Origin of the sequence: Candidatus Puniceispirillum marinum IMCC1322 (assembly GCF_000024465.1) — a bacterium.
GTDB classification, from domain to species: Bacteria; Pseudomonadota; Alphaproteobacteria; order Puniceispirillales; family Puniceispirillaceae; genus Puniceispirillum; species Puniceispirillum marinum.
The window spans coordinates 2057661-2074038 of record NC_014010.1 but is presented as its reverse complement, the minus strand read 5'-3'; the positions used below and the strand labels follow the sequence as shown (position 1 = coordinate 2074038).

Sequence of the window (16378 nt, the reverse complement as noted above, 5' to 3'; positions counted from 1 at the left end):
CGAAAAGTTAGTCAACTATTTAATTTTATTATGTTTTTTGAGTGTTGATTCACTCTAGAATCGATTTTATCTTTTCGACAACAAAACGGTGTGGCTCATTATAAACGATCGTACCTTTGAATTTTCCATTCGCGCGATACAGATATACCGCCGAACTATGATCAAACAGAATATCACCCGAACTGGTCTCGACCTGCTGGGCATAGGCCCCAAAATTACCAAGCGCTTTGGCAACAGACGTTTTATCACCTGTTAGTCCGGTCACCTTCATATCGAACAGGCTGAGATAAGCGGCAAGCTGTTCGGGCGTGTCACGTTCCGGATCAACAGTCATAAACAGTATTTGTAAATCATCACCAGACATTCCGGCGGCTTTGACCTCATCAAGCGCACTGCCAAGTACGGTTAGCGTCATCGGACAGACATCCGGACAATAACTATAGCCAAAAAACAATGCGATCGGACGCCCTGCAAAATCGGCATTGGCAACCTTCTGCGCGTTCTGGTCAAGCAGTGTGAAAGACGAGTCTTCAAAATCTGGAAATCCCAGTCCGCTTGTTTCTGCCTGTCGATTGGCGAGCATGAAAATACCGCCTGCCAATCCGGCAAATAACAATATGCCAACAATCAAAAGAAAAGGTCTTTGGCTATGTCCACGGCCTGCACCGGCATGCTGTTCATTTTCAGGCGGGTTATTTTGGTGTTTTTCAGACAATTGCAAATCCTTGCGGTGTTTCCTATCTGTCACGAATACAGATCATCTTTGTATCTATGGGTATAATAGAATAATTCAACCCTCGGCCAGTGTTTGTCAAACCAACTGATAATCAAAAGGGCAAGCTCATTTAAAGTATGATTATTGATACTATGTTGGGATTGAAATCGCGTACCGCTTGGGTTTAGAGTGCGAACATAAATGAATAAAGCGAGATAACAGCATGTATGCGGTCATTATACTTATCGACCAGATCATAAATATCTATATTTGGACGCTTCTGGCCTACATTATGTCGAGCTGGCTTATTGCGTTTAAAATCATCAATCCATGGCAACCTGCCGTGCGCATGATCATCAATGTCTTGGCGCGTTTGCATGAACCAATTTTGCGTCAGGTGCGCCGCTATTTACCTGATATAGGGGGCATTGACCTAAGTCCGATTGTGCTGTTTTTAGCCGCGCAGTTCATTCGAAATTTGCTTATCAACAGCCTTGCCTAAGCCATAATCACCTGCGTCACTTAGACCTAGCACCACTATCTATTTAATTGCGTCTGCATATCCATATATAACCAATAATTATAAGATATATTTTACAGGGGAGTTATAAATAGCCATGGAAACAAAGATCATCGACGGAAAAGCATTTTCGGAAAAACTGGTTGAAACCGTTGCTGTAGAAGCCAGCAAAATCAAGAATGCGATTGGCCGTCCCCCGGCGCTTGCTGTTGTGCTTGTTGGTGAAAATTCAGCAAGCAAAGTCTATGTGCGTAATAAAATCGAACGCACCGAGGCGGCAGGCATGCGCTCGATCGAACATAGGCTTGACGCTGATACAGATCAGGCCACTTTGTTGGCACTTATCGAAGAGATGAATAACGACGACGCTGTCGATGGCATCCTTGTCCAGCTTCCGCTTCCTGACCAGATTGACGAAGATGCGGTGATCAATGCCGTGGCACCGGAAAAAGACGTTGACGGTTTCCATGTGGTGAATGCCGGTTTGCTGGCCACTGGACAGGATTCACTGGTGCCCTGCACGCCTTATGGATGTCTGTTGTTATTACGTGATCAGCTTGGCAGCCTGTCAGGCCTGAATGCCGTTGTTGTTGGCCGGTCGAATATTGTCGGCAAGCCAATGGCGCAGTTACTGCTAAAGGAAAGCTGCACTGTGACGATCGCGCATTCGCGTACCAAGGATCTCAAAGAGGTTTGTGCGCGTGCCGACATTCTGGTAGCGGCAGTTGGCCGTGCTGAAATGATTGATGGTGATTATGTCAAACCAGGCGCGACGGTCATTGATGTGGGCATTAACCGTGTTGCAGCACCCGAGCGCGGCGAAGGTAAATTCCGCCTGACTGGTGATGTTGACTATGATTCGGCTGCCGCTAAGGCTGGTGCGATCACGCCTGTACCAGGCGGTGTTGGGCCGATGACCATCGCCTGTCTTTTGCGTAATACAGCTGTTGCGGCGGCGCGGCGTTTCAATGTCGATATTGCTGACATATAGCAACTAGCGACCCATTATTCTTTAAGGAGCCAGGAATAGCATGTCGATTGATCAGATTATCTTAATCGCAGCTTTACTGATTGTTGCGGCTATTCTTGGATGGGGCGTGATGACAATGGCACGCGGTGGTGATTATAATGTTAAAAATTCAAACCGCATCATGCGCTACAGGATTATTTTTCAGGCCCTCGCGCTCATCATTATTCTTGGCCTCATGTGGTATCGTAAAACAAACGGCTGATAATATATCTTCCAGAGATTATATGGGGTTCCCATGGTTAAACTGAACAAAATCTATACACGCACAGGCGATGGCGGCGACACCAGTCTGGTCAATGGCATGCGCGTATCCAAACATGCCCGAAGACCTTCGGCATTTGGCGAAGTAGATGAAGCCAATTCGGTTATTGGTCTGGCGCGTCTGCATTGTGGCGCATCCGCAGATGCTGCCATGCAAGAGGCCGATGCCATGCTGGGACGGATTCAAAATGATCTGTTTGATCTGGGTGCTGATATCGCCACACCAGAAACCGACCAGCCTGCCTTGCGGATCACCGAAATACAGGTGCAGCGGCTGGAGGATGAGATTGATATGATGAATGCAGATCTGCAACCGCTCAATTCCTTTATTCTGCCGGGGGGTAGCAACGCGTCAGCATGGTTGCATCTGGCACGTACCGTTGTACGCCGTGCGGAACGCCATATGACCGAATTATCCGCCGAAGAAGTTGTCAATGTGCCAGCCATGCAATATGTCAATCGTCTGTCAGATCATCTGTTTGTTCTGGCGCGACGGCTGAATGAAAATGGCAAGACTGACGTTTTATGGCGTCCCGGACAAAATTCTGGGCAGAATTAGACAGATTCTTTATGGTAGTCAGTCTAGTTTTGGCTCATCTAATCTTAGCTAGGTTTGTTTTCGAACTGGAGAAATAGAATGAAAATATTGGTACCGGTAAAACGGGTGATCGACTATAACGTGAAGGTGCGAGTCAAAGCAGACCAGTCTGGTGTCGAGCTGGCTAATGTCAAAATGGCAATGAATCCATTTGATGAAATTGCTGTTGAACAGGCATTGCGTCTTCGTGAAGCAGGCACAGCCACCGAAGTTGTTGCCGTGTCAATTGGCCCAAGCCAGAATCAGGAAACCATCCGTACGGCTTTGGCCATGGGGGCTGACCGTGGCATCCATATCGAAGCCTCGCATGATGTTGAACCGCTGGCGGTTGCCAAACTTCTGAAAGCCATTGTCGATAAAGAAGCCCCTGAATTGGTGCTGGTTGGCAAACAAGCGATTGATGATGATTGCAACCAGACTGGTCAGATGCTGGCCGCATTGCTTGGCTGGGCGCAAGGAACATTCGTTTCCGGCATTGAGCTTGGTGGGGACAAGGCCAAGATCATCCGCGAAGTCGATGGTGGTCTTGAGCATCTGGAAATTGCCATGCCCGCGATTGTGACGGTCGATCTGCGCCTGAATGAGCCGCGCTACGCGTCATTACCTAATATTATGAAAGCCAAGAAAAAGCCGCTTGATAGCATCAGCGTCGAAGAGCTTGGTGTTGACGTTAGCCCACGTCTAACCACCGTCAAAGTCGAAGAGCCTGAAACCCGTTCGGCGGGTATCAAAGTGTCGGATGTAGGTGAACTTGTCGATAAACTTAAAAATGAAGCAAAGGTTATATAATCATGGCTATTCTTATTCTATGCGAACATGAAGACGGACAGATAGCTGGCGCAACTTTGAACACTGTTGCGGCAGCGCAGCAAATTGGTGGCGATATTCATATGCTGGTGGCAGGTGATGCCAGCGGTGATGCTGCCAAGGCTGCCGCCACGATTGCTGGCATTGACAAGGTTCTAGTCTCTGATGAGGCTATCTATGCACATGGTCTAGCTGAAAATCTGGCACCCCTTATCGTCAAGCTTGCAGGTGATTATTCACATGTGATGTCACCCGCCACAACAACTGGCAAGAACATCATGCCACGTGTTGCTGCCATGCTGGATGTGATGCAGATTTCCGATATTATCAAAGTTGAAAATGACAGTACTTTCCAGCGCCCGATCTATGCTGGTAATGCGCTGGCAACCGTGTCATCAAGCGAAGCTACCAAGGTTATCACGGTTCGTAGTACTGCTTTTGAAGCGGTCGCGGCCACAGGCGGTAGCGCGGCCATTGAAACCATCGACGCTGGTGCAGATGCAGGCTTGTCTAGCTATGTCAAATCCGAGCTTTCCAGCTCCGAGCGTCCGGAACTGACATCAGCACCAATTGTCATTTCGGGTGGGCGCGGCATGCAGGACGGGTCTAATTTTGCCATGCTGGAAAAAGTTGCCGACAAGCTGGGGGCCGCTGTTGGTGCCTCGCGTGCGGCTGTTGATGCGGGCTTTGTGCCAAATGACTATCAGGTTGGCCAGACTGGCAAGGTTGTAGCACCCGATCTATATGTCGCTGTTGGCATTTCCGGCGCGATACAGCATCTGGCTGGCATGAAAGACAGCAAGGTGATTGTCGCCATCAACAAGGATGATGAAGCACCTATTTTCCAGGTTGCTGACTTCGGTTTGGTAGCCGATCTGTTCGATGCCGTGCCTGAACTCGAAAAAGAGCTGGGCTAACCAACCAATGAACGAATGTGGGTCAGCATTTCTGGCTGATCCCATTCGTATGGACCTTTGAATAACCAGCTTTTTGCCTGATCCGAAGATAACAGAAAACTGGTTGGCACCCCGCTAACACCCATTTCGCGCGGCAGATTTGCTTTACGGTCAAACCCGAAACGCATACCGGCTTTGCCATCTGTTTCGACAATCCCACGATCCTGCAAAAATGGTAGCGCCTTGTCTGGCCCGCCGCGATCAATCGAAACCAGCAAAATGACAAGATTGATGTCGGCAAGGCTGATGGCCGCCTGATTCAAGGCTGGCAATTCGGCGATACAGGGCGCGCACCATGTTGCCCAGAAATTCACCAGAACCGGTATCCCCTTGAAGTCGCTAATCTGGAACGCTTGTCCTTCAACATCCAGAATCTTGGCCTGCATCGATGGGGTGGGGTGCACATCCGGCATCGGCGTTGCACCAGCCGAAACAGGTAAAAAAGGCACCAACAATGTGACACCAATGACACTGGCAAACTGACGGCGCGACAACGCTGTCATTTTAGCGCATGTTTTTGGCTGATAATTCGGCAAAAGCCGCGTATAAAGCATGGTGATACAGCTATCTGGTTAGTGAAATGAGCAAAAAAGACACAACAGCAGTCGGTGATGCGGCAAAGTCTAGCATCTGGGGTGGGCGTTTCTCAAGAGGGCCATCGCAATTAATGCAGGATATCAATGCGTCGATTGCCTATGACAAGCAATTATACCGTCAGGATATTGATGGGTCGAAAGCCCATGCAACCATGCTGGCCGCATGCGGCATCATCAGTGATGCTGATTGTGCCGCCATTCATGACGGGCTCAGCCAGATCATCACCGAAATTGAAGCTGGTGACTTTGAATTTTCCGCGGCATTGGAAGATATTCACATGAATATCGAATCCCGGCTTGCCGACCTGATTGGTGAACCGGCAAGACGGTTGCATACCGCACGCTCGCGTAATGATCAGGTGGCCACCGATTTTAAATTATGGGTACGTGCCAGCATCGATGCGCTCGATGATGCGCTGGCAGCCTTGCAAGCGTCACTTCTCGATAAGGCCGATGAGCATTGTAACACGATCATGCCCGGCTTTACGCATTTACAGACCGCCCAGCCAGTAACATTTGGTTTTCACCTGATGGCTTATGTTGAGATGCTAGGTCGTGATCGTGGGCGCTTTGCCGATGCACGGGTGCGGCTCAATGAATCGCCATTAGGCGCGGCGGCACTAGCTGGCACGTCATTTCCAATTGACCGGGCCCAGACTGCCGAACTGCTTGGCTTTGACCGGCCCGCGGCAAACGCCATGGATGCGGTTTCAGATCGTGATTTTGCGCTGGAATTATTGGCCGCGGCTTCGATTTGCGCGGTGCATCTGTCACGGCTAGCCGAAGAAATGGTGATTTGGTCATCTGACCGTTTCGCTTTCATCAGCCTGTCCGACGCCTTTACCACCGGCTCGTCGATCATGCCGCAAAAGCGCAATCCCGACGCCGCCGAACTGGTGCGCGCCAAGCCTGGACGGATTATCGGGTCGCTAAATGGCTTGCTGATCGTTCTCAAAGGTCTGCCCCTTGCCTATGGCAAGGATATGCAGGAAGATAAAGAAGGCGTTTTTGACGCTGTCGAATCACTGGCAATTGCCATTGCCGCCACCAGTGGCATGGTGCGTGACATGACCGCGAATAAGAATGCGATGCGCGATGCTCTGACAACGGGCTTTCCGACCGCAACCGATCTGGCCGATTATATGGTGCGCGAACTTGGGCTTCCCTTTCGCGAGGCGCATCATGCCAGCGGTTCGATTGTCGCGCTGGCGGCGGCAAAAGGATGCGATCTTGATGCACTTAGCCTCGAAGACATGCAAGCTGTCGAACCTCGGATCAAAGCTGATATCATGGGTATTCTGACCGTCGAAAGCGCGGTGGCCGCCCGTACCAGCTTTGGTGGCACGGCCCCGGTTGAGGTAAAAGCACGTATAGCCGATGCCCGGTCACGATTTGCTATTGAAAGATAAAGGAGCGCATCATGTTGAACAAACTCATGATAACCTGTCTTGTAACATTTCTTGCTGTTGCCGGTCTGACAGCTTGTGGCAAGCGGGGTGATCCCTATCGTCCTTCGGATGTGCCGGCAAAAACCGAAACTGCGACCGAATAGATAAATATCTTTGTAACATCTAAGCGTGTTGCGCTCACGAAACTGAAAAGCGCGAGGATTAGATATGTGTGCCTTTAACCGATTAGATAGTGGTGAGCTAGCTGTTGACGGTCTGCCACTTTCACAGATTGCCGCCGCTTATGATAGCCCGCTTTATGTCTATTCGGGTGCTGGAATACGTGATGCCTATCGTGATTTTGCCGCCGCCATCGCGCCGGTAAACGGCAAGGTACATTTTGCCATGAAAGCAAATTCGGCGCTTGGCGTGCTGGCTTTGCTGGCACATGAAGGAGCAGGCGCAGATATCGTTTCAGGCGGCGAACTCAGCCGCGCCCTGGCGGCAGGCATATCGGCATCGGATATCGTCTTTTCGGGGGTTGGCAAAAGCAAAGCTGAAATCGAACAGGCTCTGGCCGCCAATATTGGCCAGATCAATGCCGAGTCGCCAGCTGAAGTTGCCATGATCAGCGCTGTTGCCAAATCCATGGGCGTTGTGGCACCTGTTGCCTTGCGCGTCAATGTTGATGTTAACGCCAAAACCCACGCCAAAATTTCGACTGGGCAACGTGATACCAAATTTGGCATTTCAACCGACCAGAACGAAGCCGCCGACCTATATCGTGTGATGGCAGCAGACCCGCATATTACCCCATCGGGGCTGGCGGTTCATATCGGCTCGCAATTACGCGATATGGCCCCTTTCGAAACGGCCTATACAGCCTTGCTTGATCTGGGTATGGCATTGCGCGCCGATGGGCTGGAAGTGCCGGTGCTTGATCTTGGCGGCGGGGTTGGTGTTGACTATGATCATGCCACCCCGACAGATTTCACCGCCTATGGAGAGATGGTAACGCGCATTTTCAACAAATCTGATTTCAAGTTCGGCTTTGAGCCTGGGCGGGCGATCGTTGCCAATAATGGCGTTTTGCTGACCAAAGTTATCTTTATCAAGGACGGGGATAATAAGCGCTTTGTCATTGTCGATGCGGCGATGAATGATCTGCTGCGCCCAACGCTTTATGAAGCCCATCATTCAATCGTGCCGGTTTTACCAGCTGGATCAGATATAGGTCTAGCCGACATTGTTGGGCCAGTTTGCGAAACAGGTGATTATATTGGTCGTGGCCGCATGATGCCCGCGCTGGCAAGCGATGATCTGCTGGCGGTCTTGTCTGCTGGCGCCTATGGCGCGGTTATGGCCTCGGCCTATAATACACGCCCGCCAGCTGGCGAGGTGCTGGTTCTTGATGGTGCGATACATGAACTGCGTGCCAAACGCACGGTTGAAAGCTATCTTGCCGAGGAATCAATTCCTGAATTCTGATCATCACCCATGATACCCAATGGGGCGAAAAATCGCCGCATAGCAAAGCCATATTTTGTAATTACCTGCCGCCAGTGCTATGATGGTGTCCTATGATTGATATCAGGGCTTGGGTGTAATCATATGTTTCAAAGCCAAGGGTAATGGGTATATGTCAGACAAAAAGACATCCATGTCGCTAGCTAGCAGGCTTCGCAACCGCGAAACCGCCCTAACCGTTATCTGTATTCTTGTGGCCTTTATGCTGGCGTCATTTCAGCATTTCGTTCTGACATTACCGCGTGGCGAAACCGATTTCACCAAGCTTGACCACACAGATGGCATTGTGGTGACGACAGGGGGACAGCAACGTCTTGTCGAAGGCTTGAACCTGCTGGTCAGCGGTACCACCGATAAAGTGTTGATTTCGGGCGTTGGCAAAGGCGTCAATAAAGCCGTTCTGGTTCAGGAATTAAATCTCGATGATCAACAGGTTAGCGCTTTATTCTGTTGTGTAGAGCTGGAATATGGTGCGCTGGACACCCGTGGCAATGCTTTGGCCGCGCGGGCATGGATTGATCTTAACGGCCTGAAATCGATCCGCCTGGTAACGGCGAATTATCATATGCCACGTGCTGAAATTGTCTTTAGCCGGGCGATACCGAATGTTGATATTCACCAATGGGCAGTTAGCCCGAACGCGCTTGATGTTGAACGCTGGTGGCAGGATCCGATGATTATCCGTCTATTGACCCGTGAATATGCCAAATATGTTGCCGAGATTATCCGTCTCTAGCTTTGCCCGGCATCGATGATTGAGCGTCTGATTTCACGTGTCCGGGTAAATAATTCTTCCAGCTTGTCGCCTTCCTGCCAGCGAATCGCGCGTTGCAGAAATGACAGATCTTCGGAAAACCGCTGAAGCATCTCAAGCACGGCTTCGTCGTTATTCAGAAATACATCACGCCACATCACCGGATCCGAAGCCGCAATGCGGGTGAAATCGCGAAAACCCGAGGCTGAAAAGCGAATCACGTCATTTTTGAGCTGCCCTTCAAGATCAACCGCCGTACCAACAATCGTATAGGCAATCAAATGCGGCAGATGCGACGTCAAGGCCAGCACCTTGTCATGATAATCCGGCTCCATACGCTCGCTGATCGACCCCAATGCCTCTATATAGCTGGCAAAATGGTCAACCACATCCGTAGGCACATCAAGCGGCAGAATGATCCAATAGCGTTCGTCGAATAATGTGGCATGACCAGCCGACGGGCCTGACCGTTCGGTACCCGCAATCGGATGTGATGGTAGCCAGTGAATATGCGGTGCAATATTGGGCGCAACATCACGCATGACCGAACGTTTGGTTGATCCTGTGTCAGTCAGTACAGCGCCCGGCTTCATCTTCGGAATAATCGCGGCACTCAGAGCGCCAAGCGCGCCAACTGGCACCGCCATAATCACCAGATCGGCATCATTTACAGCGTCACCTGCATCAGCCACAAAACTGTCAACAAGGTCAAGCGACGCAATCTCATCGGCAATATTGTCACCTGAATCACATCCGGTGATATGACCGGCAACACCCGCACGGCGGGTGGCCAAGGCGATAGAAGCACCAATCAGACCAAGGCCGATAATCGTCACTTTATTATATAGAATTGTCATGATTCATCTTTAAAAATGTCTGTTTTCATCGTGCATAGATACCCAGAATGCGCGCATCGTCAGCATGATCTGCAACGCCATCTGGATGATATCCAGCTTCGCTTTTGATCATATGTCCAGTGTCGGGGTTTAGCACGCCTATCAGGGTTATGTCATCACCTGACGCATCGGGCAAAGCAGGGCCAATAATATAGGCTGGCGGCACAGCTCCCATATCGAATAGCGGAGTACGGGCAATAACATAGGCCGCGTCATCTTTATAAAGCCAGGCTGCCAATGCAGGCGTATTATCGGCTGGCACCAGCGCATAGGGAATATCACCACGAGCCTTTTTAACGGCAAATTGTGCGGCAATATCAGCAATCGAATCCGCATAGCTTGCCTGTAAGGCACTGCCCATATGCCAGGCGGCTGTTGGCGCGACATCGGTATGCACTATAAAATGCAGGTCTGTATCTTGCCGGCTAAGGCTGGCGGTCAGAATTTGTCGCCAGATGCCAAGCAGAATCACGCCAGACATATCAGGCTGCTGGCTGGCAAGACGCCGCATCAATGCCGCCTCACGTCCGGGACGAAAAGCGGCTTTGCCTGCTTTTGCGGCAGTCACCCGGTCGGATAAATCCATCCGTGCCGCAATAAGTTCAAGAATACGGTTGTCCACTGTATCAATCTCATGGCGCAGATCGTCAAGATTATCAGTCATAAACATCATTCCCAATGGCCAGATTTGACTGTCCATACATATGCGACAAAGGGGCTAACCCCCGGATTTAGATCATCAACCATCACTGTATGGCTAGGGTGACAGAACCTGCAAGACAGATGATTTTCCGGAAGCGACTTTACGTGTATTTCCAGCAGGTGCATAGAGCATTTTCGTGGCCTCGATAAGCAATATCGCTCCTAATGCTGGCCAGCAGCGCTGACCAAATTGTTCGCATGTGCTGGCAAAGCGCAAAAGTGGACCGCGTTGCATGGGCGGAATGAAAACCACACGATGCACATGATTCACTTCAAAACCATGTTGCGTCAGCGCTGTTTCCAACTGCCGACGTGAAAAGGGGCGACCATGACCTAGCGGTGTTGTTTCACGATGCGTCCAGATACCGCGCCGGTTCGGCACCATAACCAGAAGCTTGCCAGCGCCATCGAGAACCCGCCAGCATTCATCAAGAAGCCACGCGGGATCATCATCGAATTCCAGAGCATGTGTCAGCATCAACCGGTCAAGCTGCACATCCGGCAAGGGCAGATTATGCCCGTTGCCAAGGATTGTTCGCACCTGGCCTGTCTGTGGCCAGATCACCGCGCCATGTCGAGCCGGCATCAGGGCAATCGCCTTGGCTTTTGCCGCGTCGTCAATCATGTTCAGAAATGGCGGCCCATAGCCAAAAACCGCGTTATAGGCATCGGCACGATTATCCCAGAATGGCCGTATATAGGGATCAAGCAAACGGGTAACGGTGACACCTAGCGGGGTGTCATAAAATGACTGTATCTGGACAGTATCGCGATACATGATTGTTCCCGATTCACATTGGTCTATTCGGTTTCATCTCTATATGTTTCAGCCCACGCAAAGTGCCCCAAAGACATATCCCAGCCACATAGATAGCAAAGCCATCTCAAAGCATGGATAGAGAATAACCAAAAATGGCTGGTCTGGGCTAGACCAGATCAGTCAAAGCTGGACAATTGATAGGCGATGGTCTCGCAATCATCATAGGCATCGGGCTTGGCAGTGCGCACGCGTAATCCAGTCACATCAGGTAGCAATGCCAGATCATCAAACAGCGCCCGCGCCAATGTTTCCTGCAAATCAAAATGCTGTCGGCTCACAATGTCCATCACCGTATTACGGATCAGGTCATAATTCAGCGTTTCATTAACATCATCGGCCTGTGGTGCAGAATCAGCATCAAGAACCAGCTCAACATCGATTATGACACGCTGCGGAGCCAGCCTTTCGGCATCATAAATCCCGATTCGCACCATCACGTCGAGGCCTTGCAGAAGAAACCGGCGATCCGTAATCGGTAACGTATTAACTGTGCTCATGGTCATCACCTGTCTATGTGGCTGTCATGTCTGTTCGACTATCATGGTGGATCATAACTTATCAACTATCCAGTCTGGGCAAATACCGGTTCTCTCAATCGCCTGCAAAGCCCCGCCTTCGCGGAATAGCCCATAGCTGGTTAGCAAAATCGATTGCATACCTGCCGCACTGGCACCCAGAATATCCGTATGCAGACTGTCGCCAACCATGCCAACCTTATGCCGTGGGATGTCACCACCAGCGACTATACGTAACGCATCAAAGGCCAGATTATAAGCAGGCTGATGCGGCTTGCCATACCAATGCACAGGCACATCGCATGTCTGCATCAGCCGCGCTGCCCAATAGCCAGGTTCCGGCGCATAAAATGTCGATTGCGGCGATGTCACATCGGGATTGGCGATATGCACAGGCCGGGGCCGTTTTTGCAAAGCCGCTTCAAGCCGCGCCTGATCATCCTCTTGCCAGTCCATGGCGCTAAGAAAGGCAAAATGATCGGCCTGCACCCAGAAATCATCATCCCCCACATCATAATCGGCAAGTGACAGCATCCCCGCAAGCGGCGGCGCACTGGCCTGCTTGCTTAGGATGCCAACCTGACCAAACCCGCCGGGTTCCAGAAAATCACGGATAAAGGCATTACGACTGGACACAACATGATGCGGGCGAATCGGCAAATTCCAATTGGCATATTTCTGCGCTGTCATCTCGGTTTCCAAGGTCGCGCCATTCGTCAACACCATGATTGTGACATTATGTGAAGCCGCCAGATCCAGAAATTCATGAATTCCATCGACCGGATCAGCACCCACATTGATCACCCCAAAACCATCAAGAATCAAGGCGTCGAATTGCGGCAGAATATCGCTCAGCCGATCCGCCATACGCCGGGCTCCGGGTGCCGCCTTGGGCATGATGGGTCGTAACGCTTCGTAAATAGCCAAAGCCGCATCCAGCGATATAGCGTTTGACGCCGGTAATGTAAGCGATGCAAGTGATGGTAACACGGATCTAACTTCCTATTGCATAAAGCCACCACCACCATATGCCCCGCTGTCCGGACCTATCCTATCCATGCAAGGCGCATCTATTCTAGTTGGGCGGCGGTGATAAACGCGCCGAATGCCTCGCACCATATCAGCACTGCCGGATAAGACCTAGCTGTAATTCCAGCCGGAATATCAACGCTGAAATTCTTATATGCCTTGATCGGGCTAACCATCACCGATTGATCTTTAATGGCCAGAAAATCCGCTTTGGTTTCGACAAAGGACGGAGTCAGATACAAACGGTAATCGGGCCCGGGCGCGATCTCACCATCAAGCCAGATATGTGTATCATTGACCATGATCTGGCCTTCGCCCCAATGAAACCCATCCGACCCAGCCAGATCACGTCTGAAAACACCCACGCGCTCGGCGCTGTTCTGGCGCGCCGCCAGACTTTGTTCATCAAGCCCCTGCTCGGCGGTCAGAATTGGCAGAAAATAAATCCCCAGCATAAATCCGACCGCAAGACCTGCCACGAATTTAAAAGCGCCAAACCAGATGATATGCCGCCGTGCTATATTCAATAACGTCGTAAACATGATTTTGCTCCTTTATGGCTATTTCTTCTATCATACCCAAATTCATACTTGCGTCAGCATAGCTGGCGTCACATGCTTTAAAGATGTTTGACAGTAGTATTTGGGCATAGGTTACCCCGCCCAATTCCAAGGGAGATGATGTTGAAACTTGCATCCCTCGAAACCTTTATAGTGGGCACACCGCCGCCATCTATTGGCGGGCGTTATTTTATTTTTGTATCGCTTGAAACGTCATGCGGGATCAAAGGTGTTGGTGAGATTTATGCCGCCAGTTTTGCCCCCGAGATTATCTGTACGATGGCCAAAGATGTCTTCGCCCGTTATCTGGATGGCAATGATCCGTTTCAGATAGAACGTTTCTGGCGCCGGGCGCATGGGTCGGGCTTTACCCATCGTCCGGATATTTCGATGCAAGGCGTGGTCAGCGGGCTGGAAATGGCCTGTTGGGATATCATCGGCAAAGCGGTCGATAAACCGGTTTATGACCTGCTTGGCGGCATGGTTAATGAACGATTGCGCAGCTACACCTATCTTTACCCGGCCACAGGACAGGATCCGGCGCATTTTTATCAAGATCCAATCGCCAGCGCCGAATCGGCGGCACTAGCCGTTAAAGACGGTTTCACCGCGGTGAAATTTGATCCGGCAGGTCAATATACGGCGTTTGACGGGCGCATGCCTGATCTGGATGCGCTGGAACGTAGTGCAACTTTCTGCCGTCTGATTCGTGATGCGATTGGCAATAAAGCCGATATGCTGTTTGGCACGCATGGCCAATTTACCGCCGCTGGCGCCATCCGTCTTGCCAAAAAACTTGAGCCCTATGACCCTTTATGGTTCGAAGAACCAACCCCGCCGGATATGCCAGAAGAAATGGCAAAGGTAGCCACTGGCACCTCGGTACCCATTGCTACGGGGGAACGCCTATGCAGTAAATTTGAATTTGCCCGGGTTCTGCAAAGCGGCGCGGCGGCCATTCTGCAACCTAATCTAGGACGCGTTGGCGGTATTCTTGAAGCCAAGAAAATAGCCGCCATGGCCGAAACACATTACGTCCAGATTGCGCCCCATCTATATTGCGGGCCTGTTGTTGCGGCCGCCAATATCCAGCTGGCCACCTGCTCACCAAATTTCCTGATTCTGGAATCAATCAAGAAAATGGATGGCTTTCATGCTGATCTGCTAAAAACCCCCCTTCAATGGGACGATGGCTATGTGATTCCGCCCAAAACCCCCGGCCTTGGTGTTGAACTGAATGAGGATGTGGTGCGCGCCCACCCCTATGAAGGTGATGCTCTGCATCTCGAAATGGGTGCCAATCCCTATGATCCGGCGCGTGACCGGCTATTTCCGGGTGGATAAGGCACCAAAACAGGGGTAAAATAGTGCAAATGGCGATTCGGTACGTAAATCGATGCGATTAAGATCGGTTTAATTCTCTGCCGCGGCTGACTTTGCCATATTCTATCACGCCGAATGCCAATGCAGGCTTGACATTCGGGGGGGACGGGCTATATTCCGCGACGCAATGGGATCGGGTCGTAAATCACAGCCAACAGCATTGTACGCTAGCGTGTCTGATTGTGCTGGGTGAAACATCCGGCAAAACAATGACACTTTTTAGGTTTCTTCGATTTGGTACCTTCGGCATTGTAAGCTGTGACCGATAATGAAGATAGATGAAGATAGATAAGGATTATCGCCATGTATGCATTGGTGAAGACAGGCGGCAAGCAGTACCGCGTTGCAAAAGATGACACCATTCTTGTTGAGCGCATTGCCGCCGAAGAAGGTGATCAGGTCGTTCTGGACAACATCATCATGCTTGGTGATGGTGATAAAGTGACAGTTGGTACGCCAAACGTTGAAGGTGCCGGTGTAAGCGCAACAGTGATGCGCCAGACCCGTGGCCCTAAGATCATTATTTTCCGCCGCAAGCGTCGTAAGAATCATCGTCGCACCCAAGGTCACCGTCAAGATCTGACCTTGCTAAAAATCAACGATATTGCCGAAGATGCGAAAAAGCTGGCCGCACCAAAAGTGGCGGCGAAAAAGGCTGCTGCGCCAAAGAAAGCTGCCGCGCCTAAAGCTGAGGCTGCACCAAAGGCTGAAGCCGCACCAAAGAAGGCGGCCCCGAAAAAGGCAGCCGCAAAAAAGGCATCGGCCGCCGCACCAAAGAAAGCAGCACCGAAAAAGGCAGCGGCTAAAAAGAAATAACGTTTAAACCAACCAATATATAGATGCGGTTTTCATCGCATGGCAGATAAGGGTTAATAAGATGGCACATAAAAAAGCAGGTGGTAGTTCCAGAAACGGTCGTGACTCCGCTGGCCGCAGATTGGGTGTAAAGAAATTTGGTGGCGAGTCAGTTCTGGCTGGTAACATCATCGTACGCCAGCGTGGCACCAAGGTGAATGCTGGGGAAAATGTTGGTATGGGTAAAGACCATACTTTGTTCGCCCTGACTGACGGTAAAGTTGCTTTCAAGGAAAAATCTGGTGGCAAGATGTTTGTGAATATCATGCCGATGGCTGAGGCTGCCGAATAGCCTAGCCAGCAGATACAGGCTGGCCTATGGGCAGCCACAAAATTTAGCAGGGGGATGACGGATCAGTTATTCCCCTGTTGCTTTTTAAGCCTGTTGTCTTTTGATACATTTCAGGATGAAAGCGCAAAACAGTCCACAGATATGGTGATAATGTCATAAATTGTGGTGATAGGT

Annotated in this window: 21 protein-coding genes; 13 read left to right on the top strand and 8 right to left on the bottom strand. The window is 50.7% G+C overall.

The genetic code is table 11. The features are described 5' to 3' along the window. Positions 1–49 precede the first annotated feature (49 nt). Positions 50–715: an SCO family protein gene (locus SAR116_RS13335; RefSeq protein ID WP_013046745.1), complete on the bottom strand. Its 666-nt coding sequence runs from the start codon at positions 713–715 to the stop codon at positions 50–52. Positions 716–938: 223 nt separating this feature from the next. Here SAR116_RS13335 and SAR116_RS09625 point away from each other — a divergent pair, with 223 nt between their 5' ends. The 6 genes from SAR116_RS09625 (at position 939) to SAR116_RS09600 (ending at position 4848) form a co-directional block, all read left to right on the top strand. After that, a complete protein-coding gene (locus SAR116_RS09625) occupies positions 939–1217 on the top strand; it encodes a YggT family protein (protein ID WP_013046744.1) in 279 nt (92 codons plus the stop codon). A 115-nt stretch (positions 1218–1332) separates the two neighbouring features. After that, a complete protein-coding gene (gene folD, locus SAR116_RS09620; protein WP_013046743.1) occupies positions 1333–2226 on the top strand; it encodes a bifunctional methylenetetrahydrofolate dehydrogenase/methenyltetrahydrofolate cyclohydrolase FolD in 894 nt (297 codons plus the stop codon). A gap of 40 nt (positions 2227–2266) precedes the next feature. Beyond that, positions 2267–2467 (top strand): twin transmembrane helix small protein, encoded by a 201-nt coding sequence (locus SAR116_RS09615; RefSeq protein ID WP_013046742.1) that lies wholly within the window; start codon positions 2267–2269, stop codon positions 2465–2467. Positions 2468–2500: 33 nt separating this feature from the next. Next, positions 2501–3085 (top strand): cob(I)yrinic acid a,c-diamide adenosyltransferase, encoded by a 585-nt coding sequence (locus SAR116_RS09610; RefSeq protein ID WP_013046741.1) that lies wholly within the window; start codon positions 2501–2503, stop codon positions 3083–3085. A 78-nt stretch (positions 3086–3163) separates the two neighbouring features. Then, positions 3164–3913, top strand: a complete 750-nt coding sequence (locus SAR116_RS09605; protein ID WP_013046740.1) for an electron transfer flavoprotein subunit beta/FixA family protein — start codon at positions 3164–3166, stop codon at positions 3911–3913. A 2-nt stretch (positions 3914–3915) separates the two neighbouring features. Further along, positions 3916–4848 (top strand): electron transfer flavoprotein subunit alpha/FixB family protein, encoded by a 933-nt coding sequence (locus tag SAR116_RS09600; RefSeq protein ID WP_013046739.1) that lies wholly within the window; start codon positions 3916–3918, stop codon positions 4846–4848. On the opposite strand, the gene SAR116_RS13330 is transcribed toward SAR116_RS09600, so the two are convergent. After that, positions 4845–5390, bottom strand: a complete 546-nt coding sequence (locus tag SAR116_RS13330; protein WP_190275436.1) for a TlpA disulfide reductase family protein — start codon at positions 5388–5390, stop codon at positions 4845–4847. The two genes, SAR116_RS09600 and SAR116_RS13330, sit on opposite strands and share 4 nt — an antisense overlap. 77 nt (positions 5391–5467) lie before the next feature. Between SAR116_RS13330 and argH the strand changes: the two genes are divergently transcribed. From argH to SAR116_RS09580, 4 genes are all read left to right on the top strand, one after another. After that, positions 5468–6892 (top strand): argininosuccinate lyase, encoded by a 1425-nt coding sequence (gene argH / locus SAR116_RS09590; protein WP_013046737.1) that lies wholly within the window; start codon positions 5468–5470, stop codon positions 6890–6892. 11 nt (positions 6893–6903) lie between these two features. Beyond that, on the top strand, positions 6904–7035 hold the full coding sequence (lptM, locus tag SAR116_RS13885; protein WP_274378514.1) for an LPS translocon maturation chaperone LptM: 132 nt from the start codon (positions 6904–6906) through the stop codon (positions 7033–7035). Between the two features lie 64 nt (positions 7036–7099). Then, on the top strand, positions 7100–8359 hold the full coding sequence (lysA, locus tag SAR116_RS09585; protein ID WP_013046736.1) for a diaminopimelate decarboxylase: 1260 nt from the start codon (positions 7100–7102) through the stop codon (positions 8357–8359). Between the two features lie 151 nt (positions 8360–8510). Further along, the gene (locus SAR116_RS09580; protein WP_013046735.1) at positions 8511–9134 is read left to right on the top strand and encodes a YdcF family protein; all 624 of its coding nucleotides are present in this window, start codon (positions 8511–8513) and stop codon (positions 9132–9134) included. Here SAR116_RS09580 and SAR116_RS09575 read toward each other — a convergent pair. The 6 genes from SAR116_RS09575 to SAR116_RS09550 all read right to left on the bottom strand — a co-directional run bounded on the left by SAR116_RS09575 (position 9131) and on the right by SAR116_RS09550 (position 13656). Beyond that, entirely contained in the window at positions 9131–10009 is an 879-nt protein-coding gene (locus tag SAR116_RS09575) for a prephenate/arogenate dehydrogenase family protein (RefSeq protein ID WP_013046734.1), read from the bottom strand. The genes SAR116_RS09580 and SAR116_RS09575 overlap by 4 nt on opposite strands. A gap of 25 nt (positions 10010–10034) precedes the next feature. Next, a complete protein-coding gene (locus SAR116_RS09570; protein WP_013046733.1) occupies positions 10035–10712 on the bottom strand; it encodes a chorismate mutase in 678 nt (225 codons plus the stop codon). A gap of 93 nt (positions 10713–10805) precedes the next feature. Then, complete coding sequence (locus SAR116_RS09565; protein WP_013046732.1) at positions 10806–11528, bottom strand: class I SAM-dependent methyltransferase; 723 nt, start codon at positions 11526–11528, stop codon at positions 10806–10808. Positions 11529–11686: 158 nt separating this feature from the next. Then, positions 11687–12067, bottom strand: a complete 381-nt coding sequence (locus tag SAR116_RS09560; RefSeq protein ID WP_013046731.1) for a dihydroneopterin aldolase — start codon at positions 12065–12067, stop codon at positions 11687–11689. 51 nt (positions 12068–12118) lie between these two features. Next, a complete protein-coding gene (locus tag SAR116_RS13325; RefSeq protein ID WP_013046730.1) occupies positions 12119–13075 on the bottom strand; it encodes an HAD-IIA family hydrolase in 957 nt (318 codons plus the stop codon). A gap of 80 nt (positions 13076–13155) precedes the next feature. Beyond that, positions 13156–13656, bottom strand: coding sequence for a DM13 domain-containing protein (locus SAR116_RS09550; protein ID WP_013046729.1), 501 nt, complete (start codon positions 13654–13656; stop codon positions 13156–13158). Positions 13657–13797: 141 nt separating this feature from the next. Between SAR116_RS09550 and SAR116_RS09545 the strand changes: the two genes are divergently transcribed. The 3 genes from SAR116_RS09545 (at position 13798) to rpmA (ending at position 16204) form a co-directional block, all read left to right on the top strand. Continuing rightward, positions 13798–15018 carry a mandelate racemase/muconate lactonizing enzyme family protein gene (locus tag SAR116_RS09545; RefSeq protein WP_041861381.1) on the top strand — a complete coding sequence of 407 codons (1221 nt, stop codon included), beginning with the start codon at positions 13798–13800 and terminating at the stop codon, positions 15016–15018. Between the two features lie 342 nt (positions 15019–15360). Next, entirely contained in the window at positions 15361–15873 is a 513-nt protein-coding gene (gene rplU / locus SAR116_RS09540) for a 50S ribosomal protein L21 (protein ID WP_013046726.1), read from the top strand. 61 nt (positions 15874–15934) lie between these two features. Next, positions 15935–16204, top strand: coding sequence for a 50S ribosomal protein L27 (rpmA, locus tag SAR116_RS09535; protein WP_013046725.1), 270 nt, complete (start codon positions 15935–15937; stop codon positions 16202–16204). Positions 16205–16378: the final 174 nt, after the last annotated feature.